General features: G+C 59.6%; 33 protein-coding genes and 1 tRNA gene. 1 reads left to right on the forward strand and 33 read right to left on the reverse strand.

The window, feature by feature from the left end:
• Window positions 1-44: 44 nt before the first annotated feature.
• The 15 genes from BLV47_RS34320 to BLV47_RS34390 all read right to left on the reverse strand — a co-directional run bounded on the left by BLV47_RS34320 (window position 45) and on the right by BLV47_RS34390 (window position 6,931).
• Window positions 45-449, reverse strand: a complete 405-nt coding sequence (locus tag BLV47_RS34320; protein ID WP_143038384.1) for a hypothetical protein — start codon at window positions 447-449, stop codon at window positions 45-47.
• 48 nt (window positions 450-497) lie between these two features.
• Window positions 498-992 (reverse strand): hypothetical protein, encoded by a 495-nt coding sequence (locus tag BLV47_RS34325; RefSeq protein ID WP_092320905.1) that lies wholly within the window; start codon window positions 990-992, stop codon window positions 498-500.
• 81 nt (window positions 993-1,073) lie between these two features.
• Window positions 1,074-1,703, reverse strand: a complete 630-nt coding sequence (locus BLV47_RS34330; RefSeq protein ID WP_092320906.1) for a hypothetical protein — start codon at window positions 1,701-1,703, stop codon at window positions 1,074-1,076.
• A 65-nt stretch (window positions 1,704-1,768) separates the two neighbouring features.
• On the reverse strand, window positions 1,769-2,071 hold the full coding sequence (locus BLV47_RS34335; protein WP_092320907.1) for a hypothetical protein: 303 nt from the start codon (window positions 2,069-2,071) through the stop codon (window positions 1,769-1,771).
• 23 nt (window positions 2,072-2,094) lie between these two features.
• On the reverse strand, window positions 2,095-2,439 hold the full coding sequence (locus BLV47_RS34340; protein WP_092320908.1) for a hypothetical protein: 345 nt from the start codon (window positions 2,437-2,439) through the stop codon (window positions 2,095-2,097).
• 588 nt (window positions 2,440-3,027) lie between these two features.
• Window positions 3,028-3,390, reverse strand: coding sequence for a hypothetical protein (locus BLV47_RS34350; protein ID WP_092320910.1), 363 nt, complete (start codon window positions 3,388-3,390; stop codon window positions 3,028-3,030).
• 19 nt (window positions 3,391-3,409) lie between these two features.
• On the reverse strand, window positions 3,410-3,793 hold the full coding sequence (locus BLV47_RS34355) for a hypothetical protein (protein WP_092320911.1): 384 nt from the start codon (window positions 3,791-3,793) through the stop codon (window positions 3,410-3,412).
• 6 nt (window positions 3,794-3,799) lie between these two features.
• A complete protein-coding gene (locus BLV47_RS34360) occupies window positions 3,800-3,988 on the reverse strand; it encodes a hypothetical protein (protein ID WP_092320912.1) in 189 nt (62 codons plus the stop codon).
• A 182-nt stretch (window positions 3,989-4,170) separates the two neighbouring features.
• Window positions 4,171-4,506, reverse strand: a complete 336-nt coding sequence (locus tag BLV47_RS34365; RefSeq protein ID WP_092320913.1) for a hypothetical protein — start codon at window positions 4,504-4,506, stop codon at window positions 4,171-4,173.
• A gap of 301 nt (window positions 4,507-4,807) precedes the next feature.
• On the reverse strand, window positions 4,808-5,005 hold the full coding sequence (locus tag BLV47_RS34370) for a hypothetical protein (RefSeq protein ID WP_092320914.1): 198 nt from the start codon (window positions 5,003-5,005) through the stop codon (window positions 4,808-4,810).
• 42 nt (window positions 5,006-5,047) lie between these two features.
• On the reverse strand, window positions 5,048-5,494 hold the full coding sequence (locus BLV47_RS36010; protein WP_167365753.1) for a hypothetical protein: 447 nt from the start codon (window positions 5,492-5,494) through the stop codon (window positions 5,048-5,050).
• Window positions 5,495-5,507: 13 nt separating this feature from the next.
• Window positions 5,508-5,705: a hypothetical protein gene (locus BLV47_RS36015; protein WP_143038386.1), complete on the reverse strand. Its 198-nt coding sequence runs from the start codon at window positions 5,703-5,705 to the stop codon at window positions 5,508-5,510.
• A 9-nt stretch (window positions 5,706-5,714) separates the two neighbouring features.
• A complete protein-coding gene (locus BLV47_RS34380; protein ID WP_244169005.1) occupies window positions 5,715-5,954 on the reverse strand; it encodes a hypothetical protein in 240 nt (79 codons plus the stop codon).
• Between the two features lie 14 nt (window positions 5,955-5,968).
• Entirely contained in the window at window positions 5,969-6,193 is a 225-nt protein-coding gene (locus BLV47_RS34385) for a hypothetical protein (protein WP_092320917.1), read from the reverse strand.
• A gap of 99 nt (window positions 6,194-6,292) precedes the next feature.
• Window positions 6,293-6,931, reverse strand: coding sequence for a hypothetical protein (locus BLV47_RS34390; RefSeq protein WP_092320918.1), 639 nt, complete (start codon window positions 6,929-6,931; stop codon window positions 6,293-6,295).
• A gap of 108 nt (window positions 6,932-7,039) precedes the next feature.
• On the opposite strand from BLV47_RS34390, the gene BLV47_RS36355 reads away from it, so the two are divergent.
• Window positions 7,040-7,204, forward strand: coding sequence for a hypothetical protein (locus tag BLV47_RS36355; RefSeq protein WP_167365754.1), 165 nt, complete (start codon window positions 7,040-7,042; stop codon window positions 7,202-7,204).
• 4 nt (window positions 7,205-7,208) lie between these two features.
• Here the strand turns inward: BLV47_RS36355 and BLV47_RS34395 are convergent, their stop codons facing one another.
• The 18 genes from BLV47_RS34395 to BLV47_RS34475 form a co-directional block, all read right to left on the reverse strand.
• Window positions 7,209-7,973, reverse strand: a complete 765-nt coding sequence (locus BLV47_RS34395) for a hypothetical protein (RefSeq protein ID WP_092320919.1) — start codon at window positions 7,971-7,973, stop codon at window positions 7,209-7,211.
• Window positions 7,918-8,541, reverse strand: a complete 624-nt coding sequence (locus BLV47_RS34400) for a hypothetical protein (RefSeq protein WP_092320920.1) — start codon at window positions 8,539-8,541, stop codon at window positions 7,918-7,920. Before BLV47_RS34400 ends, BLV47_RS34395 begins: the two co-directional genes overlap by 56 nt.
• A gap of 46 nt (window positions 8,542-8,587) precedes the next feature.
• On the reverse strand, window positions 8,588-8,953 hold the full coding sequence (locus BLV47_RS34405) for a hypothetical protein (RefSeq protein WP_092320921.1): 366 nt from the start codon (window positions 8,951-8,953) through the stop codon (window positions 8,588-8,590).
• Window positions 8,954-8,972: 19 nt separating this feature from the next.
• Window positions 8,973-9,695, reverse strand: coding sequence for a hypothetical protein (locus BLV47_RS34410; protein WP_092320922.1), 723 nt, complete (start codon window positions 9,693-9,695; stop codon window positions 8,973-8,975).
• Between the two features lie 47 nt (window positions 9,696-9,742).
• The gene (locus BLV47_RS36360) at window positions 9,743-9,898 is read right to left on the reverse strand and encodes a hypothetical protein (protein WP_167365755.1); all 156 of its coding nucleotides are present in this window, start codon (window positions 9,896-9,898) and stop codon (window positions 9,743-9,745) included.
• An 11-nt stretch (window positions 9,899-9,909) separates the two neighbouring features.
• On the reverse strand, window positions 9,910-10,191 hold the full coding sequence (locus BLV47_RS34415; RefSeq protein ID WP_143038387.1) for a hypothetical protein: 282 nt from the start codon (window positions 10,189-10,191) through the stop codon (window positions 9,910-9,912).
• A 577-nt stretch (window positions 10,192-10,768) separates the two neighbouring features.
• Window positions 10,769-11,890 (reverse strand): WGR domain-containing protein, encoded by a 1,122-nt coding sequence (locus BLV47_RS34420; RefSeq protein ID WP_092320924.1) that lies wholly within the window; start codon window positions 11,888-11,890, stop codon window positions 10,769-10,771.
• A gap of 223 nt (window positions 11,891-12,113) precedes the next feature.
• A complete protein-coding gene (gene istB / locus BLV47_RS34425) occupies window positions 12,114-12,863 on the reverse strand; it encodes an IS21-like element IS1474 family helper ATPase IstB (protein WP_062838242.1) in 750 nt (249 codons plus the stop codon).
• Window positions 12,751-14,436 carry an IS21 family transposase gene (gene istA, locus BLV47_RS34430; protein ID WP_062838241.1) on the reverse strand — a complete coding sequence of 562 codons (1,686 nt, stop codon included), beginning with the start codon at window positions 14,434-14,436 and terminating at the stop codon, window positions 12,751-12,753. The genes istB and istA overlap by 113 nt, the downstream gene beginning before the upstream one ends.
• Before the next feature lie 296 nt (window positions 14,437-14,732).
• Entirely contained in the window at window positions 14,733-14,984 is a 252-nt protein-coding gene (locus tag BLV47_RS34435) for a hypothetical protein (protein ID WP_092320925.1), read from the reverse strand.
• 16 nt (window positions 14,985-15,000) lie between these two features.
• Window positions 15,001-15,207, reverse strand: a complete 207-nt coding sequence (locus BLV47_RS34440) for a hypothetical protein (protein ID WP_092320926.1) — start codon at window positions 15,205-15,207, stop codon at window positions 15,001-15,003.
• Between the two features lie 26 nt (window positions 15,208-15,233).
• Entirely contained in the window at window positions 15,234-15,569 is a 336-nt protein-coding gene (locus BLV47_RS34445; RefSeq protein ID WP_167365756.1) for a hypothetical protein, read from the reverse strand.
• 15 nt (window positions 15,570-15,584) lie between these two features.
• Window positions 15,585-15,932, reverse strand: a complete 348-nt coding sequence (locus tag BLV47_RS34450; protein ID WP_092320928.1) for a hypothetical protein — start codon at window positions 15,930-15,932, stop codon at window positions 15,585-15,587.
• Between the two features lie 24 nt (window positions 15,933-15,956).
• Window positions 15,957-16,544: a hypothetical protein gene (locus tag BLV47_RS34455; protein ID WP_092320929.1), complete on the reverse strand. Its 588-nt coding sequence runs from the start codon at window positions 16,542-16,544 to the stop codon at window positions 15,957-15,959.
• A 35-nt stretch (window positions 16,545-16,579) separates the two neighbouring features.
• Window positions 16,580-16,656: transfer RNA gene (locus tag BLV47_RS34460), tRNA-Arg, on the reverse strand.
• A gap of 30 nt (window positions 16,657-16,686) precedes the next feature.
• On the reverse strand, window positions 16,687-16,977 hold the full coding sequence (locus BLV47_RS34465; protein WP_092320930.1) for a hypothetical protein: 291 nt from the start codon (window positions 16,975-16,977) through the stop codon (window positions 16,687-16,689).
• 149 nt (window positions 16,978-17,126) lie between these two features.
• Window positions 17,127-17,402, reverse strand: coding sequence for a hypothetical protein (locus BLV47_RS34470; protein ID WP_092320931.1), 276 nt, complete (start codon window positions 17,400-17,402; stop codon window positions 17,127-17,129).
• Between the two features lie 63 nt (window positions 17,403-17,465).
• Window positions 17,466-17,915 carry a hypothetical protein gene (locus BLV47_RS34475; protein ID WP_092320932.1) on the reverse strand — a complete coding sequence of 150 codons (450 nt, stop codon included), beginning with the start codon at window positions 17,913-17,915 and terminating at the stop codon, window positions 17,466-17,468.
• Window positions 17,916-18,288 lie beyond the last annotated feature (373 nt).

Below are 18,288 nucleotides of genomic sequence, written 5' to 3' on the forward strand. Positions count from 1 at the left end.
CTATTAGACGTGCCGCCGGCGCGTGCCAGCAGGTGCCTGGTGGGTTATCGGCTGGGCCGGTCGTGCCGCTTGTGACGACTGGCGTATTCCTTGGCCTGCTCAGCAAAAGCGGCGAACTCGTCCTCAATGCTCTGGGGTTTTGCCGGCGATGTTTCCCCTTGAACGGCCTGCTGCTTGATGCGTTCAAGCTCTTCTCGGTAGGCCTGCTCGGATTGGGTGGCTTTGCTTTGCCAGGGGCGGCGTGTAATGGGCGCTACGGGAGCGTAGAGGGTGATGGCGTCAGGGTCTTGCTTAAGTTTTTCTTCAACTGCGCCGGCCAGCATGTCGCGCAGGGCGTTCTTGTCTATCGGTTTGCTCATAGGGCTCTGAGTGGTGATCTTGCTTCGAGGGTGCCCGCGCAGACTTAAATCCAGCGCGGTTGCCATTTCATCCTTGCACAGCATGCCCATTCAGGAAAGCCAAATGGGCATTGTTCTGTGTATTTGCGTTGCCTGGGCCTAGTCGATCAGCGCACTGATGGCGTCCGACTCTGGGAAGGAGAGGCGCGGTGCGTTGAGCTCTTCTTCAGTCGGTTTGCGTGGAGCATTGTTCTCGACCATGAAGTTGCGGCGACCAAAGACAACATCGTAAAGCGCGTCGTAGTAGAGCCGGAATCGCTCGGCCATTTCGAAGTCATTGTGCTCAGCGGCGGCTTCTACCAGGAAGCTGAGCTGGAACAGGTTCGCCGCCACAGACAGGGCTTCAAGCGAGCACGAAACGGGTGTCTGATTCAGGGAGTGAACACGCGGAACAATGGTGTCCTCCGGGAGGACGTAGGCGAATGCCCCATTCGGATACTCACGCACCTCCCACAGCCCGCCGTCGTAATGCTCAGGAGCAAACTTGCGCATCAGATTGAACAGGTTGTTGTCGTACTCTGCGGCCATGTGGCCGATGCGCTGTACCAGGTAGTCAATGATCTGCTCGTTCGGGATCTCTTTGAATGCTTCCACGGTGAATCCTTGGTCTGAATGCTTGAATTGGGAATGTAACGGCGGCATCCACTGGTTACCGCCATGAGCCAGAGGCGCGGGTTATGCCGCGCTTGTGTTGAGACGGGACGGGTGCGGCCCCGCCTGCACCCATGACTCAAATGCCGAATGGCGAACGCAGGTCATGTTCTTGGCGATCGAGTCATCGATATGGCGCTGAAGCATTTCGGGGGTGATCGGGCCATGCACCGCTTGGAGATCACGATGACCACCAAAGACAGGCATTGAAGCCAGCTGGTCGATTGCGTCGGAATCGAACGGCTCGTAGCGGTTGTTCTCCGCCTGGCGAAGGTGCTCCAGCACCAGCTCATCACGAAACACGCAGACTGCCCGGCTGTCTGCGATCAGAAACTTGGCAGCGAGCGCTTCAGCATCACGCTTACGGTGATCAAACGATTGCGGCTTGGCCAGGCGTGCGGCGTCACAGTGGGCAGCATACGATCGGCGGGGCAGGCCTTCGAACAGGACTACCGCCGCGACGGCGTAGTAGGTAGCCTCAGAACGCGCTTTGCTGTTGGGGCGATAGTCGACCAGGACGACAACACGGAAGCCAATCTTGGGGCTCGCCTGCTCGGTCACAACGACACGCACCTGCATGTCGCTGGCGATGCCTGCTTGAACACAGCGGGCGAAGAGGGTGTTCAAATCTTCAAAGTAGGTTTCGGTGCTCATGGCGTGCTCCTGTTGAGTTATTGCCGATGAGCACAGTTTCACGGTGGCAGGCGCGTGCCAGTAGATCACCACACGCCTATATCGTTGCCTTGATCATCCCGGCGCTGGCCGGTGTGAACCTCACGGTGCCAGCCTTCGGGGCGGCCTTCGTAGTCGTCCCAGTCTTCGAACGCGCAGAGGGTCTGCATGCGATCCGAGTAGCACCAGCGGCGCGTATAACCAACATCCGTCACATCCGCGATGATGGCGAAGGTGAAGGCGAACTGGACCACAGCGGCGGCCCGGCCATCAGGGAACCGCCTGAAGGCAAGGAACTCCCCGGTTCGCTGCTTAATTTCGGCGTCGAGGTCGGAAATGATGACGGCCAATCTGAGGCTCCTTGAGAGAGTGGTTATGCCTGGGCTGCCAGGCTCGGCGATTGTCCCGAAAGAGTGGAATTGACCGCAATCACTCTCCCAATGTGCTCGAATGAGCGCTTTGCGTCCGGGCACTCATGCCTATGGATCAGGTACCGCTTGCCGTCAGCCGTCTCGATGAAGTCATAGTTGATCAGCGAGCCCGTTTTGGTCACTTCGGCAGTGCGAATCCACTCGCCGGGTGCATACCCTTCAACGTCGTAGGCATGGCCAACTGCTGCGCGCATCACGAAGGCGTCAGACAGGATGCCGTCGAAGCTGAGTGCGGCTTGGCGGGCAGTTTTGCGCGCTGCCCAAAGGGATGTCTCGAATGCGTTCATGGGGTCTCCAGGTATCTGACCGTGGTAGCCGGCAGCAATGCTGCTGGGCGTTACATCTCGAAGAAGCCGGCCTTGCGGGCGCACAGGTAAGACAGCCGCAAAAGCCCGAGGCGCAGGGTTAGAAGCGCTGCCTTGGCGTAAAAGCTCTTGGTGATGATCGGCATTCGCGCCCCCTTGAGGCCTGTCCGTTCCAGGACTCCCGTTGAGTCCCGGTTACACAAGGCCATCTTCGCCCAGGGGACGGCGTGCCAGAAGGCGGCGAGTAGTCCCCGTACGGGAACCAACTTTGGGGCCGAGATTTACCCGCCAGACTGGGTGTCGGCGCTGGCGCTGTCCTGGAAGGCAGGATGCCCGAGGTCAACAGTGATGCTGCTGTCGACGGAATCAGCTCCGGCGTACTTCTTGGCCCAGCTTCGGCGCTGAGCGGGAGTCCTCTTGGAGCACGCCGGTTCGTGCCGGTTACGCCAAGCGCGGCAAAGCCCCATCATGTTCCGCTTGGCGAATGTCAGCATGCGCAGCTCTGCTCCGCAGATCCGACACACAGCGTGACCGTTATGACCAGTTCCCATAGCAAACCCTTCCTGAGAGCTAAGCGACAGAGCCGCCAGCGGCGATGATTGCAGCTCGAACGGCCTCCAGTTTTTCCTTGGGCACAGATACCGAGAGGTAGGCGGTGTTCTGCTTCTTGCGCCAGGCCTTGAAGAACGACTCGAAACTGACTTCCTTGAAGCCGGCGATATTGGAGGTGACGAACCCGTCAACGATGGTGACTTGATCATCGTTTTTCAGGTCATCCTCGATCGAGAAGTGGTCGTCTACTTCTGCGCCGTTGACGACCAGTACCAGGTCTTCGTGCCAGACATCATCGCTGCCGCTGTCCGGGGTTTTACGCCAGTATTGGTCGTCGTTGTAGAACGCCTTCAGCTCAGCGCCTGTAGTTTTTGTCGCCACTTGAAGCGCCCTCGAATGGTTACAGAATCGGGTTGGTAAGGTTTTCGTCGCGGATGGCCCGGCATAGATCAAGCAGCGCCTGACGAACCTTCGGGGAGCGTCCGCCCCCTGAGAACGGGACGCAAAACTCTACATCGGCCATCTCGCCCTCATCGCTGATCACGGCAATCGAGACATCAGAGTCACCATCGAGAATCAGGCGTAGACGGCCTTTCCCCATATCCTCACGGCGCTCGAAGAACTCTCCGAGCGGTAGGGGGTCTTTGGGCTGCTCCGACTGGCTCAGGAGCTCACGGGCAGCTTCCAGCACCTGGGAGCCGAAAAAGCTGTCTCCAAAGCACCCGCCGTCTGCCAGCTCCATACTGGCCGCTTCCTCTATCGCCAAACTGGTAATCAGTGCCATAGCAACCTATCCCTGAGCCCCGGTATCTCGGGTCATGTAGTCGACAAAAAACTCAATCCACAGGCCAGAGTTGTCATCGCTTAGTTCAAGCGGGTACTGCTCGGGATTGAGAGCATGCTGCCGCCGATATTCAGCCGCGAACCCTTCGATGTCGGCTTGAACCTCTGCAACGAACGCATCAAGGCTGTTCTTCACGTCTCACCTCGTAATCTCCAGCCCGGAGAGCATTTGCCAGCCGGGAATTGATTTGCGCGGCGCGGATAGCCCGCAGGAGCCGGCGAGAGGGAAGCGCTTTGCGCCTCCCTTTGCAACCCTGCCGCTGGCCTCGTGCGGCAAAGATACAGCGCAGAGTCCGGCGTGACATGCGAATTACCACCTTAGAAAGTTCCAATCCGGGCCACCCCTTTACGGTCTTTGACGATGCAAAAGATTTCGTCGCGAAGAGCCTGAAGCTTTTGGAAGCACTCATCACGGCGAGCCTGGAAATGGCAGAAGCTCAGCCCGGTATCCGCCTCGCGGGGGGAATCAAAATGGCGGGCTGGGTAGGACACACCAGTAAACGGCCCATCAACGTAGCGAGCCACAGAGTCGGCACGGTTACGCAGATCAATCCGATAGCCCAGGGCCTCAATCTCGCTGCGCATTTCCTTGGCCGACACTTGGCGAACTCCAGCCTGGATCAGTCGAGCCGCTTCCATTTCCGCAGTATCCATATTCTCTCTCCAGTAGCGGCGGGCGTCAGGCCCGCTTTCGATGGAGTCAGTTTCTGCGCGCGGGGTGCGTGCCAGTAGGTGAGGTCAGGGAATTTCTGTGCAGTACCTGCTTTCAGGCAAGAAAAAGGGCAGCCATGTGGCCGCCCTAAATTGGAGTCCTGATATTGGCATCCTCAGGATGGGACGAAGAGGTCTCACCTTGCAGCGATGTCGCAGCACCGCCGAGGTTCCTACGTCTGCTATGGCCCTGCAAGGCAGCAGATTTCGCGCTCTTGGGTCTTCTCTTGTTATTTGGCTTCAGCTACGCGCAAACAGCGGCTGCCCCGAGCGCGACAGGTGCTTGTTCAATTTTCGCGGCGCTGATTTGGGCTTCAGTCCAGCCACGCCCGCGAAGGTAATGGCGGAACGCATCGCGGGCAGCGGCGGAATTGCGTGCTCCCATCTGATAGCTCGCCTTGTCGCCAGTCTCGGGGTTCTCAGCTTGCAGAGTGATGATCATCGGGGTTCCTCGGTTATTGGAGAGTTGCGACAGGGACAACCTTTAGGGTGCTGGTGCTGCCAAAGCGCTGCGGGCTTGCTCAATCGCGAGGCCGAGCCCGTAGCTTGCCGAGTGGTCGTCAATCAGACCGGCGTTACCACGACCCCATGCAAAGCGAATGACGCCCGTCTTATCGCCGTCCTTGAGCACACGGATAATCGGTTTGGAGCATTGGTTGCTGTGCTCCAGGGTCTGCTCAATGCTGGGGGTGTGCTGCCACGCCCCATCGAGCATGACCTCGTGCGGGAGCCAGCCCTGCTGAGTGAGCGACTGGAGAAACTGCTGCAAGCCCTGACGCTCGATGTCAGTGGGCATCATGTTCGGAGCCTGCACCAGTTGTTGGCACCCAAAGCAGCCGCAAGGGCGCTCCAGTGGTCGACAGGCTACGCAATGGCAGGACTGGTCATGGGCGTGAGGGTGGGTGTGCCCGGCATTAACGATGGTCATCATGGACTCCCTGTATTCAGTGTCCGATCTGCGGAGTTGAAGTTGGTGCGTATTCACCGGCAGCCACTTCTGCCAGGCCGGAGAGGTCAGCCTGCTGCAACTCACGAGGCTGGCCATTAACCGACCAGTACCCGTGGAAAACCGGGTTCCATTCGTAACGAACGCCGCACACCAGCAATTGATCGCGGTCTTGAATCTTCACTTGCGTTGCCATGTGGAGACCTTAGGGCTGGTGGATCAGGTGAAAGGTACGGCCGATGGCGGCTTCGGAGACGTTCCGACGAAACTCGGAATGCTGGTCTGCTCGATGCTCGGCAGGGGCGTCTACTCGCGTCATCCAGAAACCGAGATTTTCTTCCCAGGAGTCGCAGACGTACTTGTGCCCATCCCACGCTTTGAAGGTGCGCCCGATCGTTTCGTGATCGGGGTGGGTCTTAGGAGTTCTGATCGCTCGAACGGCCACGTTGGTACTCCCTGTCATTTGGCGCTGAAGTTGGGGCAGCTGAAGTCAGGCCCGGTACGCATGAAGACGCTCAAGCCGGAATCGTCATTCACCTCGACGACAATGGCGCAACCGGAAGTCCCAGCTACGCGCTCGCCCTGGATGGTGTTGATGAAGTCGCAGTGACGATGCGTTTTGCTCTCGGGCTCTAAAACCCAGTAGCAGCAGTTCTGGCACACGCTTGCGCTTGCATTGGTCATTCTTGGCATCCTCGGTCAGCTTTGGGCCGGGTATCTATGGGGCGACTTGCCCGAACACACAGCTATGATCGGGCAAGGCTGCGCGTGCCAGCAGGTGCATCACAACTCTTGGTAAACCTCAGTGGACGCCGGCGGCAGGGCCAGTAGCTGCTCGGCAACTGCCTTCGGCAGACGCGGGTGGTTGTCCAGGATTCGCTTGAGGATGGCCGGGCGCTTGGTATGAGACAGGGTGTCGTAGCTGCGGCTGTAGCCTTGAGAGTTCATGGTCAAGAGCACGGCCTGACCGTCTTTGTTCACCCCATACAGTTCAAGCCTCATGTTCTGGCCGGAATCAGAATGAGTGATCAGATTGACGCGCAGACCAGCACCGGAGCGCGCGAGCATCGTCAACCAGCCGCGCATGTCAGCCAGTACCAGCTGGGCCTTGCTATGGCTTCGCACTTCTTTCGCAATGCGAGTCAGCTTTTCCCAGGCAAAGCGAAGAGCGACGGCGAAGAACACAAAGCACGCAGCATCTTGGGTTGCCGGCAAGGAGAGGGTGCTAATTGATTTGGCAAAGGCGCAAAGATGTTCATACCCGAACGGCCACATCCACAGTCCAACGAAGAACAGCACAGATGCGAACTCGATCTGCGCGGTCTTGATGCGCTTGCGCTTGATGTCGTGGGGCTGGAAGGACTGGAGAAGGCACTCGCCATTGAGGTACTGGTCGCGGGTGACGATTTGGGTTTCCTGCATGATCGCTCCTATGGGTTAGCTGCTGTGTGCAGTCTCAATCCCAGGAGTGCGTGCCAGTAGATCCGAAAATGGCTAAAGTCCGGGCTTCAGCTCTGGATCAGCATGACCATGACCGATACAACAGCGCCAGCACCAGAGCGGTCATCGAGCCGCTTTGCCGACTTCATTCGCCATGCGAGTGCGGGGGAGAAGAAGCGGGTTTACAGCGCCGTACTTCAGGGCGCAACCGAACGCCAGCTTCGTACCCTCAAGGGGCAGAAGAAGCTGGCGTAATAGGTCATGCGACGGCAGCTGAGTCCGCTTGCCGAGAAACCCGTGGGGCATAGAACCGCCACGACTCCAGCCAGGCGGCCAGTTCATCGTTGGCGGCGTCGATCACCATAGCAGCCGAGTCATCCTGGGTGGCGATGGCCAGCGGCATACCGTCAACGATGCCGCACGCGGTAATGCCAGCCACAGTCGCCGGAATCTTCAGTGCGTGCAGGTCGCGCAGGCCAGTCACAGGGACGCTGAGATAGGGCGAGCGCACTGCCAGCAGCACTTTCTCAACCGGTGCGCCAGCACCAATCTCAACGCCAACCTTCGGGGTTACGCCAAGCCATTTCAGCGCCCCGTATTCGGAGCTCGTTTGGCTGGTCGGGCGATAGACGACCAATGGCGTTACGCCGGCAGAGCACTGATCCGGGTTCAGGAAATTGTCGAACTCGTTCCCAGGTCTCAGGAAGAGGTGCCGGTGCCGGACGGGCACACAGCGATGCACCAGCAGCCGGCTGATGTCGCCGATGTGCCAGAGGACTTCGGCCGGCTGGTGTCTGGCTCCTGCCGGGTACTTCTCGGTCAGGTATTCATGCCAGGAGGCCAGCTGAGGCCGGGATACTGTGACCTGAACGATCTCCGAGTCATGCGCGTCATGGTGGCCGTGGGGGCAAAGGTCGGCCAGAGTGTGCAGGTCGCCGCAACCCCGCTCAGTGACCTCAAACCCGAGGTCAGCCGATCGCGCTTGGAATTGCACGCGGATGGTGGATGGCAGGGACGGCGGCATGTTGACTCCCGCAGACTGGTAGTGAATAAACCGCCAATTCTGCGGCGCATCCGCTCGTTTGTCGCGTCAAGTCAGGTGCGTGAAACACCGCTTCGTGCGCGGCCTCCAGGCGAGCCTGCCGGCGAGCTGCGATACGGGCCTGAATCCGCTCTCGGGCCTCCGCAGCAGACTCGCCCGAAGTCGGTAGGGCAATCTTCAGCTGATTGAGGCGCTGGCGCTCATGCCCGTAGAGCCAGCCGAGGCTGCTCGAACCGCTATCGATGCATGCGTAGGCCGTTTGGAGCGAATCGAAGTCAAAGAGTCCCCACTCGCCGAACTCTTCTCGCGCCTTGGCCAAGTCACAGATACGGGTGATCTCAGCCGTCATCTGCTCGAAGGTCATTAGGCGACGGAGGTATGCACTGATCTCCATGTCGCTGACCAGGAGAGAGCATTCCGCAGGGGAAACTACCGCGTCACGCTCCAAGCCAGCAGGGATAAAGGACGATGCCTGGAAGGAAGCGACCGATCCGATAACTAGGTTTAGCTGAGCCTGCTGCATGACGACCTCCGAAAGTTGATTGAACAACTATCACTCATCGGTGGTCGTGCCAGCAGGTGCTGGTGCTGCCTGGTCAGATGGTGGGGGGCGTAGCCAGCAGGGTGAGCGATGCCATGAACAGGCCGCCGAGAACGAACGCCTTGATAAGCCACATGAAAGCGCCACCGCTCGATGCTTCCCCGCTTTCCATCGAGTAGAAGGCCAAAGATTGGATTGCTATTACGGCGAAAGCAGAAGCCAGCCGGATGCCGAAAGCATCGAAGAGCACCCAGCCGATCAGGCCAAGCAGCCCGGTAAATAGAATGCCGGGAAGGGCAGGCACATTCAGCCCGCCAATGCTGACGCTCGCGGACATCAGCGCTATGGTCGTCTTAGGGATAACGACCAGCACGAAGTACATGGCCGCTGCTGCAAGCAGCACGTAGATGAATTGGTTCATTTCGTGATGTCCTCTGTTCTCAATTCTGCGCCAGCAGGGTCTTGCCGCTGGCCTCGTGGAAAGCCCGCATACGCTCAAGCATTTCTGGGTTGTTAAAGCCCATGAACTCAATCACAGCATGATGGACCGGTTCAGCCTCACTCATAACAAGTAGCCATGCCTGCTCATCACTATTCAGTTGAGGCACGTCGAAACCGAACCTCTTAGAGCTGGCTGCCGCATCGTCAATCATCAGGACTTGCCAGTCCCCGTGGGGACTTCCGAAAGTCTCCCTCAGGCCCCATCCTTCCTTTGCTGCTGCCGCGTCGAGTTCGCTGCTCCAGTACGCACCTTCGTCGGTGTTAGGCAGTGCATCGTCATCGTTGAAGAAAGGCTCGTCATCTTGGCAGTCATCGCTAGCGCCTTGCTCTTGTTGGATTTCGGCCATGCACTCTGCGTAGGCTTTCTGCGCATCCGCGTATGACGCATCATCCAAGAGGTGACCTCGTTCTGATGCTGCCTGCTCGAACACTTTTCGATCTTCAGGTGAGAATTTAGTCAGCAAACCGCGCAGCGCCCCGAGAACCCGAACATCGTAAATCTCGTAGTACAAGCCGCAAGTATTTTGTGCCGCCAGCTCTTCTCGTTCGATCAGCGCCCCGGCCTTGATATAAGCTCCAGTTGTGGAAACCATCGGGTTAGCGATGAATGTATTCCATGCGCCGCCTATAACTCGGGCTTGTTCGGGGATGAAGTCAGGCATAGAACTAGCTCCTTATTGCCATCGGTGGATTCCCTCACGTTTCCCAGTTAGGCGGCCTGATCTTCGAGCTTGGCTTCAAGCTCGGCGATCTCGTCCAGGATATCGGCGCGGGTGTCATCATCCGTCTCGTCGCCCTTCAGTGACATTTCCAACTTATCCAGGCGATCTTGAATCTGCTCAGCGGTCATCTCGATTACATCCATGATGGATTCCCTTAGTTCGTCTTGGCTGCCTTTGCTGCCAGTTCGTTGACTTGTTTCACTACTGCGTCACCAGTGAGCAGCAGCATGAAAGACCCAGCCATGTTTTCGCCGGGTACATGGTTCGGATTGGGGAAAAAGATATCGAACTTGTTTGGGTTCAAATCGGATCGCCCTACGCTGGCTTCAACGCCATCGGCAAAGACGATTCTGATCTTCTCGCCCTCAACGGTAATGCTGGTGATACCGTCAATCTCGGCCAGCTCGACGCCGGGATTCAGCGCAATCTGATTCACCACAATGGTGTTCCTCAAACTATTTACGTTTCGGCTCAACCTGCGGGCGAGGCTTGCACGTCATGCAGTAGCCCTTCTTCGCCCCTTTCTTGAACACGTCGTACCACTTGTCACAGCCCTTGCAGTGGAAATCATCGATCTTCGCCACAATGGTTACCTCGATTGGGTGGTGAGGGAGATCGCCGGCGAATCCCGGCGAGGAAACTCATCATCAGGCCGGGCGGGGCGTGCCAGCAGAGATCATCGAGCGGCCTAGTGTTTCTTGCCGGCCTCGTCCCAGCCGTCACGGGCTTCCTGCTTGATTCTCCGCTGCTCTCGGCGGATTACCCAAACACAAACCAGCATTACGGCTACCAAACCCCCGATGCCGATCACAAGCAAAGCGGTGTCCTTCATAAAGTCCTCAGTCATGGACGATAACAGTGTCCTGGTACTGACAAAGCCCGCACAAGGCGGGCCGGTGGAGGGAGTATGCGGCGGGGCCGGATCACCCCTCAATCTCGGGGTCAAACCGACTGCAATTGCGGGCAAAACCTCCCATGATGCGCCCGCGCCACTGAGGCGCGGGCTTTACTGGTCAGGCGGCTACGTCCATGTCGCTGTCCTCGGCAGCTTCGGGCTTGTAGTGCAGTGACGCGAGCGTGCATTCATCGCGGCTCACGTCGTCACGCTGACCCTGAAAGACCGGCTGGAAGAGAGAACCGCCCTTGTGCGCGTAGAGGTAGCGAATCTCCACGAGGCTGCCGATGGCCGGGGTGCTCTTGTTGGCCGGCACAGTGCAGTTGCCAACAGAAACGAGGTTGCCCAGTTCATCCAGCATGCTGACACCGAAGCTCGACTTGGTGGGGTGCTGAGAGGTAACGATCGCAGTGGTGAACTGGAGGAACGGGAACTTCAGGTGAGTACCGCCAGACGCCGGTTTGCCGGGCGTGTACGGGGTTCCACGCTTCTTGGCCACGACGCCTTCACCTTTCTCGGCTTTGACGCGCTCGAAGAGCTGGCGCTTGGCTTCAGGGGTATAGGCGCTGACAACCACCTCAACATGCTTAGACCCGCCTGCCGACAGGGCAGCGCGCAGCTGCTCCATGTGTTCGAGGCGCGTTTCGAGCGACATCGCTTCAACACGCTGCCCACGCACTTCACGGACATCGAACACCACATAGCGGGTGCCGATCAGCTCGCCGTCAACGGTCAGGGGGAGGAAATCGACGCAGCAGCGCTCCAGATCGCCAGACACCTCGCTCGGGTAGGCCACCGAGAAGCCCTTGCGGTTCGCGCTGATGATGGCCGACTCGTTCAGGGCAAAGCCGCGGCGGTGGCCATTGTGCTTTTCCTGCAACACCCAGCCATCATCCTCGATGGCTTGCTCAAGCTCGGCTTCAGTCATCACGTTGAGCAGGTGGGGGATCAGGCCGGTGGGAACCAGCTCCTGACCGGCAGACACCATCGCCGCGCCTTGGTCGCCATCAGGCACATAGCGCTTGCCGAGACGTTCATTGACGGCCTTATCGAAGGCCTTCTTGGCAACATCGTACTCGACGGGGGCTTTGGTCTTCAGGGTCTCGGTCAGGGTCGAGCCACGGCGACCGTGATAGGTGATGAGGACGAAGCCGCCGTCGCGGGCCTTAAGCTGAATGATGTACTCCTTGTCACTGGAGCCTTCGGTGAAGGTGAAGCGGGTGCGCAGTTCTTGCGACATGGTGATGCCTCTTGCTGGTTGGTGATGAGGCAATCTTCAAGGTGGCAGGTGCGTGCCGGTAGATCAGGAGATGCCGGGCCAGAGGGATGTTCAGGCCGCAATTCCAGAGACGAATGACAGGGTGACCAGGTGCGGATTTCGGTGAACGTGACCGAGCGTTTCGCTAATACGTGACCGGTGCTTCCACCCCGGTTGCGCGGGTTCTGGATTGTAATCGCATCGGTCACGATGCGGCTTGTTCCTCGGCTTTTTTTCGGCGCAGCGACTCGCCTTTCATCGTCAGTCGGTAGGCGTTGTGCACCAGGCGGTCGAGGATGGCATCGGCCAGGGTCGGGTCGTTGATCCAGCCGTGCCAGTGCTCGATGGGCAGTTGGCTCGTCAGGATGGTGGAGCGGCTGCCAGCGCGGTCGTCGATCACCTCCAGCAGGTCATGCCGGGCTCCTTCCTCCAGCGGGGCTAGCGCCCAGTCGTCCAGCACCAGGACGTCGACCTTTGCCAGCTGTTGCAGGGTACGGCCGAAGCTGCCGTCGCCATGAGCGATGCGCAGTTGTTCCAGCAGGCGCGGGGTGCGCAGGTACAGGGTGCTATAGCCCTGGCGGCAGGCCTGGTTGCCCAGGGCGCAGGCCAGCCAGGTTTTGCCGGCACCGGTCGGGCCGGTCAGCAGCAGGTTGTGCTGCTGGCGGATCCAGTCGCCACTGGCCAGGGTGGCGATCAGACGCTCGTCCAGGGCGCGTCCGGTGCGGCGGTCGAGATCTTCCAGGCAGGCGTTGGCGTACTTGAGCTTGGCCTTCTTGCGCAGCCGTACCAGGCGCTGGTTGTCACGCCAGGCCAGTTCGCGGTCGAGCAGTAGGCCGAGGCGTTCATCGAAGCTCAGGCTGTGGCTGGCCGGCAGCGTCCATTGCTCTTCCAGGGCGCGGGCCATGCCGTCCAGGCGTAGCTGGTGCAGTTGATTCAGGGTGTGTTGCGGCATCATCGAACAGCTCCTGTTGCGGGGGTTGGTAGTAGTCGGCGCCACGGACGTTCTCGTGGTCGCCGGGTAAGGTCGTTTCGGCGGCACGCTGGGGCAGCGGCTGTTGATCCAGGCCTTGCTGGAGCAGGTTGCGCACGCTGCGCCCGGTGAAGGCGCGCAGGTGTACGGCACGTTCGGCAGCGGCTTCCAGGCGTGCATTGCCATAGCGCCGGGCCAGCGAGAGCAGGCCGAGGCAGGCGCGGTAGCCCATCTCCGGGTGCGGCTTGTGGGTCAGTTGGTGATCGATCAGTTGGCGCGTGTAGGGGCCGATCCGCGCGCCCCAGTCGAGCAGGCGTTGTGGCGTCCATTCGCGATGCGCCTGGTGCGCCGCGGGCATGTGCTCGCGCTGGGTACTGTAAGCGCCGCGTCGCCCCAGCAGCAGGTGGCTGGCCACCCGCCGGTTGCCATGCAGCACTTCCAGGGTGTGTGCCGTCAGTCGCACGTCCACGTTCTGCCGGGCCAGGGCGGAGGGCACGCTGTAGAAGCTGCCATTGACCTCGATGTGGTAGTCGATGCTGACCTTGCAGCGCTTGAAGGTGGCGACCTCGTAGGGATGCACCGGCAGCGCTCGCAAGGCCGGGCGATCCAGGCGCTCGAACCAGTCGCGCCGGCAGCCATCGAGCCGCTTGAACGGGCGCCGATTCAGATCCTCCAGCAGCTCGGCGATGGCCTGGTTAAGCGCATGCAGGCTGAAGAACTGCCGATGGCGCAGCCGCGCCATGATCCAGCGCTCGACCACCTGCACCGCCACCTCGGCCTTGGCCTTGTCCTGAGGCTTGCGTGGCCGTGCCGGCAGGATCACCGTCTGGTAATGACGCGCGCACTCCAGCGTGGCCCGGTTCAGGCCCGGCTCGTAGCGATCCGGCTGGGCGACCAGGGCGCGCGGATTGTCCGGCACAACCATTTCCGGCACGCCGCCAAAGTAGGTCAGAGCCTGGCCCAGCGAGGTCAGCCAGTCCACCTGGGTTTCGCCTGGCGTCGCGCAGGCATAGGTGTAATTCGAGGCGCCCAGGGCGGCGACGAAGATGTGCGCCCGGCGCACTTCGCCGGTGGCCGGGTCGACCACCGGCAGCGTCGGCCCGGCATAGTCGATGAATAGCTTCTCGCCCGCACGGTGCAGCTGACGCATCGAACGTTTGAGCGTCTGGGCGTAGCGCCGGTAGTGCTCGACGAACTGGGTGTAGCGGTAGGTCGGCTGGCCCGCATGCGCGGCGAGATATTCCTCCCACAGCAGCTGCAAGGTCACGCCCTTGCGTCGCAACTCGCGGTGGATGCTCAGCACATCGGGCAGCACTCGCTCACCGCGCGGCTTGTTCGTCGACGTCGGTGCAAACAAGGCGGCCGCCAGCGCGGCCTCGTCCATGGCCACCAGCGCCGGCCAGTCCAGCCCGGCCACCCGCGCCGCCGCGATGTACTTGCTAACCACGCCCTTGGACAGCTGCAAGGCACGGGCAATCTTCTCGTGGGACAAGCCGGCCTCAAACTTGAGGCGCAGACATTCTTTGATGTTTCGCATGGCTACTCGCGGCGCCGCCATCTTCCTCTCCCGAAATCGGTCGAGGATGGCGGCGCATCAGGTCATGCGCAACGAAGGGGAAGGCTTTCGCTAAGTCGTGACCGGCGATTTCGGTAAGCCGTGACCACCTGTTTCGGAACAGGCGGAAAATCGGTCACGTTGCTACCGAAATGAGCGGTCACGCGTTAGCGAAATGACCGGTCACGATCAACCGAAACGGCCGGTCACGGTGCTCCGAAATCCGCAACCAGGAAGATCAACCCCAAATATCAGACCCCAATTCGCGGGGCCGAAGGGCTGGCTGTAAAGGCACCGCGTCAGCCGGCGCTTCGGACATCAAGCGCCCCGGCGCGGGTCGCCCCAAGGTCGATACCGATGGCTTGTGCTGCGTCGAGAACAGCCTGCTCTGCGTGGCAGGCCTCAGTCATCGCGGCGTGGCGTTCGCTAACTTCCAGCGGAAGGCCGGAGGCTTGGCGAATTTTCTTGATGGCAAAAAGCAGGTTTGCGGCGCAACTCTGGAGCTGATCCGGTGAGACAGTGAACTGCTTGCTGGGCGCGTGGTATCTCACAGGGATTCCCTCGAACCTATGCCGACTGCCGCTTGGCAATTGCAGCAGCCAGCAGACGCTCATCGAGCACAGCAGCACACTGCTTGCAGTGCTGTTCGTTGTAGTCCAGGCAGGCGTGCTGCTCATTGCCCTCGGCGTCAGTCCGGATTACGTGGTTGCCACACTGTTCCCCGCAGACATCGCAGAAGGTTTCTTCAATCTCTACCATGCGTCTCTTTTTCATGACGGATATCCTCGAATTTCCCAGGCTTAGCTTGCGGCGCGCTGCCGTGCAGCCATTTCTTCGGCAGTTTCACCATGCAGCTCGTAGAAATCTCGATCACGCCAAGCCGCACAAAATTCGGCAGAAAGCCCGGTGACCTCCGCCATGAATGCCTTGCAATCTTCGTCGTTGAAAACTGGTCGGCCATCTTCCTGCTTGATCAGGTGTGGGTGCGACCTTTGATCTGTTGCTACTACTTCAGGGGGCAGCACATTGGAGACAAGACCGATCATGCTGATGTAACGCCAATGCGCTTCATCAAGCGCTTCAAGCTCGCGTCCGGTCGCACGTTCCAGCACAGCCGTAAATTGATCGGGCGTCATAGAGGCCATGATTCCCTAGCCGCCTACGTTGACAAGAATTAGGGCGAAAAGTCCTGCTGAAACCACTACATCAACCTGAATGGCCAGGGCCGCAAACTTCACGCGGTCTCCACGGCTGCGATGGTACTGCTGAAGGCACGCGATAACAGCCAAATACGCGCTGAAAGCAATCGAAATCCAGAGGGTTGGCCCCACCCCAACGATAAAGGCCCAGTTGAGCGGTTCGTGAACTACCAGACTTGTTCCCAGCAGCATTGCGGGAACCATGGCCAGACAGATCGCGAGCAGAGTCAGGAAGCCTTTATGGCGCTCTTTAACCCCGGAGCGAAGCCCCGTGATGACCTGGGACAGTACGTTTACCATTTCAGGGGTTTCCTTTTTGGCCGGTTAAGCGGCACTTTCAGTCGGGACGCTATCAAGTGAAGCCAAGCTTTGGCGTGCCTGGGCAAGGGCTTCGTCGATGTCCTTGATCTCAACCTGAACGGCTGAATACTCAGAGACACCGGCATGATTGGCCAGTCGAGCCATGCTGTCACGGGCGGTCGTGAGCTTATCGATCAGGCGATTGGTGCTCTGCACGATCACCTCATGCCGAGAGATCAGATCCCGAAGATTGGACTCGACTCGATTCAAGTGGTCCAAGGCCGAACTGACATCAGCGGCAAGATTGCTGGCGCTGGCGAGGCCTGCCTTCAGGTTGATATGCAGCTCTGTGAAGGCCGAACAGTGGGCGAGCACCCACTCATAGAGATCATCGCCCTTGTCGCGCTCCCCGATCTCATAGAGGGCAATCTGGCGAAGCAGTTCAGCCCGGCGCATTTCGGCCCACTTGAGCAGACTGGAAATGTCCGTGACGCCGGCGTGCTTGATGAAGGCATCCAAGGGGCCGCCATTCAGCATTTCGGCAACCGTGAGCATGCCAGCGGCACGCAACTTCATGTCCAACGTCTGGGCTTCGCTTTGCTCAATGCTCATGCAGCGTCTCGGGAGGTGGTTCTGGGGTAGGAAAGTGGTGCACCCGGCTGGACTCGAACCAGCGACCATCCGCTTAGAAGGCGGATGCTCTATCCAACTGAGCTACGGGTGCTTGATGCGCAGATTGTAACGACGGCTCGCGTCAGGTCGACTCAAAGTACCCCTGCGAAACCAGCAGATCGAAAGCCACTTCGAGAGCCGGCTTGTGCCGCTCTGCGGAGGATTCCTCGTCCATCTGGTCATAGGCGGTGACGACATCCCACCAGGCAAAGAAGCTTTCGAAGTCCGGGAAGGAGAGCGCCTCATCCTCCATGGTGTCCTTGATGGTCTGGGTAAGGGCTTCCAGGGTGGGCAGCTCCGAACGGTCCACCAGGCCGGCAGCGATCATTTCCGCGACCACTGCTGCATAGCGTTCTTCGTGATTGGCGATCATTGGGCGGTTCTCCTTGCGTCCGGGCCGAGTGCCCGCGCTACTTGTTGATGGCCTCATCTTCGCCCCACCCAGCGCGTGCCAGTAGGTGAGTCTGTCCTAATGGGCACGCGCGCACGGGGCAGGCTATCAGCCGCCAATCACGCCAGAAGTTAGAGAGCGAACTCGGACAGGTAAGCCTCGACCGGCTCGTCAATGGCCGTGGCAAAGCCGCGATCATCAATGACCACCGGCTGGCCATTGCGCTCGGTGACATAGAAGGTCGTGCCTTCAATGTCTTCGAGGTCGAGATCGGATTCAGCGCACACGGTTTCGAGCAGCGTTTTCTCGTCATCGAAGAAGCGGCAGCCTTGAAAGCTCTCCTGAGTCACAGGGACTTTGGCTGTGTCGATTTCGAAGTAGTGGCCATTCGTGTTGAGCAAAAACATCCTGCACCTCCAGCTGGTGGCCCCACGGCGGTGCCGTAGGGTATTGAGTTCGGAATCTATGGCTTAAACCACAGTGAAGTGGACTGCCTTGCCATCATCGGCAAGCACACCCTTTTCGCGGAGCAGGTCTGCCGCCAGCTCGACCGCTTCCTCTTTGCCGATCAGGCCGCCGAGGTAGCTGAACACGGCCACCCAGAAGCGATCATCACCCACCTGAAATGCCACGAAGCGGCATTCTTGGTTGAGGATGCTTTCGGCGGTGTGCTCAGCGAGGGCGTCATCGACAACGTGAGCCGGCACCCGGTAGTCGACGAAGAAGTCAGCCGGATTGCCATTGAGGGTTTCACCATCGGACCAAGTGAGGCCGATGCGGTTCTCTTTGCGGCCACCAGCGTCGTAGACCACAGAAAACCCGCTGGCCGCGCCAGTGTCGGGCAGTACGCTGTAGGCGTGGTTCATCCAGCACACCGGCAGGCCGGCAGATACTGCTGCTTTGATTCGCTCGACGTTCATGCTTGCTCCAGATTCATGCGCTCAGTGGCGAGTTGTCGCCTCTCGATGTGGCTTATGATCTGGTCAGTGAATGCGTGCCAGCAGATCCCGATTGATCTTTGAGAAATCGAATTGCAGTTCGCGATAGCGGCAACAGGGTTGAAGCAGGTGGAAAGGTAGAGCCTGGGGTGACCGGGTGGTTTGCCGACACGGATCGGGCACCCCAGGGCTCAGAGCCGGATGATTTACCGCCCAACTCAGGCGCGGAAATCATCCAGAGCTAGATGGCCACCGAGAGGTATGCCACCAACCGGGCCGCATTCTACCCCCGCATCAATGCTCTACCTGGTCAAAAGGGGCGTCCCAAATCACACCCCCGGATCGCCGGCCTCAC

The organism is Pseudomonas saponiphila, from assembly GCF_900105185.1.
GTDB lineage: Bacteria > Pseudomonadota > Gammaproteobacteria > Pseudomonadales > Pseudomonadaceae > Aquipseudomonas > Aquipseudomonas saponiphila.

Excerpts from the sequence above, each read along its gene's own strand:
- BLV47_RS34320 (WP_143038384.1), bottom strand. The coding sequence starts at position 449 with ATGGGCATGCTGTGCAAGGATGAAATGGCAACCGCGCTGGATTTAAGT.
- BLV47_RS34330 (WP_092320906.1), bottom strand. The coding sequence starts at position 1,703 with ATGAGCACCGAAACCTACTTTGAAGATTTGAACACCCTCTTCGCCCGC.
- BLV47_RS34340 (WP_092320908.1), bottom strand. The coding sequence starts at position 2,439 with ATGAACGCATTCGAGACATCCCTTTGGGCAGCGCGCAAAACTGCCCGC.
- BLV47_RS34355 (WP_092320911.1), bottom strand. The coding sequence starts at position 3,793 with ATGGCACTGATTACCAGTTTGGCGATAGAGGAAGCGGCCAGTATGGAG.
- BLV47_RS34365 (WP_092320913.1), bottom strand. The coding sequence starts at position 4,506 with ATGGATACTGCGGAAATGGAAGCGGCTCGACTGATCCAGGCTGGAGTT.
- BLV47_RS34370 (WP_092320914.1), bottom strand. The coding sequence starts at position 5,005 with ATGATCATCACTCTGCAAGCTGAGAACCCCGAGACTGGCGACAAGGCG.
- BLV47_RS36010 (WP_167365753.1), bottom strand. The coding sequence starts at position 5,494 with ATGATGACCATCGTTAATGCCGGGCACACCCACCCTCACGCCCATGAC.
- BLV47_RS36015 (WP_143038386.1), bottom strand. The coding sequence starts at position 5,705 with ATGGCAACGCAAGTGAAGATTCAAGACCGCGATCAATTGCTGGTGTGC.
- BLV47_RS34385 (WP_092320917.1), bottom strand. The coding sequence starts at position 6,193 with ATGACCAATGCAAGCGCAAGCGTGTGCCAGAACTGCTGCTACTGGGTT.
- BLV47_RS34390 (WP_092320918.1), bottom strand. The coding sequence starts at position 6,931 with ATGCAGGAAACCCAAATCGTCACCCGCGACCAGTACCTCAATGGCGAG.
- BLV47_RS36355 (WP_167365754.1), top strand. The coding sequence starts at position 7,040 with ATGACCGATACAACAGCGCCAGCACCAGAGCGGTCATCGAGCCGCTTT.
- BLV47_RS34395 (WP_092320919.1), bottom strand. The coding sequence starts at position 7,973 with ATGCCGCCGTCCCTGCCATCCACCATCCGCGTGCAATTCCAAGCGCGA.
- BLV47_RS34405 (WP_092320921.1), bottom strand. The coding sequence starts at position 8,953 with ATGAACCAATTCATCTACGTGCTGCTTGCAGCAGCGGCCATGTACTTC.
- BLV47_RS34410 (WP_092320922.1), bottom strand. The coding sequence starts at position 9,695 with ATGCCTGACTTCATCCCCGAACAAGCCCGAGTTATAGGCGGCGCATGG.
- BLV47_RS36360 (WP_167365755.1), bottom strand. The coding sequence starts at position 9,898 with ATGGATGTAATCGAGATGACCGCTGAGCAGATTCAAGATCGCCTGGAT.
- BLV47_RS34420 (WP_092320924.1), bottom strand. The coding sequence starts at position 11,890 with ATGTCGCAAGAACTGCGCACCCGCTTCACCTTCACCGAAGGCTCCAGT.
- istB (WP_062838242.1), bottom strand. The coding sequence starts at position 12,863 with ATGATGCCGCAACACACCCTGAATCAACTGCACCAGCTACGCCTGGAC.
- istA (WP_062838241.1), bottom strand. The coding sequence starts at position 14,436 with ATGGCGGCGCCGCGAGTAGCCATGCGAAACATCAAAGAATGTCTGCGC.
- BLV47_RS34440 (WP_092320926.1), bottom strand. The coding sequence starts at position 15,207 with ATGAAAAAGAGACGCATGGTAGAGATTGAAGAAACCTTCTGCGATGTC.
- BLV47_RS34445 (WP_167365756.1), bottom strand. The coding sequence starts at position 15,569 with ATGACGCCCGATCAATTTACGGCTGTGCTGGAACGTGCGACCGGACGC.
- BLV47_RS34450 (WP_092320928.1), bottom strand. The coding sequence starts at position 15,932 with ATGGTAAACGTACTGTCCCAGGTCATCACGGGGCTTCGCTCCGGGGTT.
- BLV47_RS34455 (WP_092320929.1), bottom strand. The coding sequence starts at position 16,544 with ATGAGCATTGAGCAAAGCGAAGCCCAGACGTTGGACATGAAGTTGCGT.
- BLV47_RS34465 (WP_092320930.1), bottom strand. The coding sequence starts at position 16,977 with ATGATCGCCAATCACGAAGAACGCTATGCAGCAGTGGTCGCGGAAATG.
- BLV47_RS34470 (WP_092320931.1), bottom strand. The coding sequence starts at position 17,402 with ATGTTTTTGCTCAACACGAATGGCCACTACTTCGAAATCGACACAGCC.
- BLV47_RS34475 (WP_092320932.1), bottom strand. The coding sequence starts at position 17,915 with ATGAACGTCGAGCGAATCAAAGCAGCAGTATCTGCCGGCCTGCCGGTG.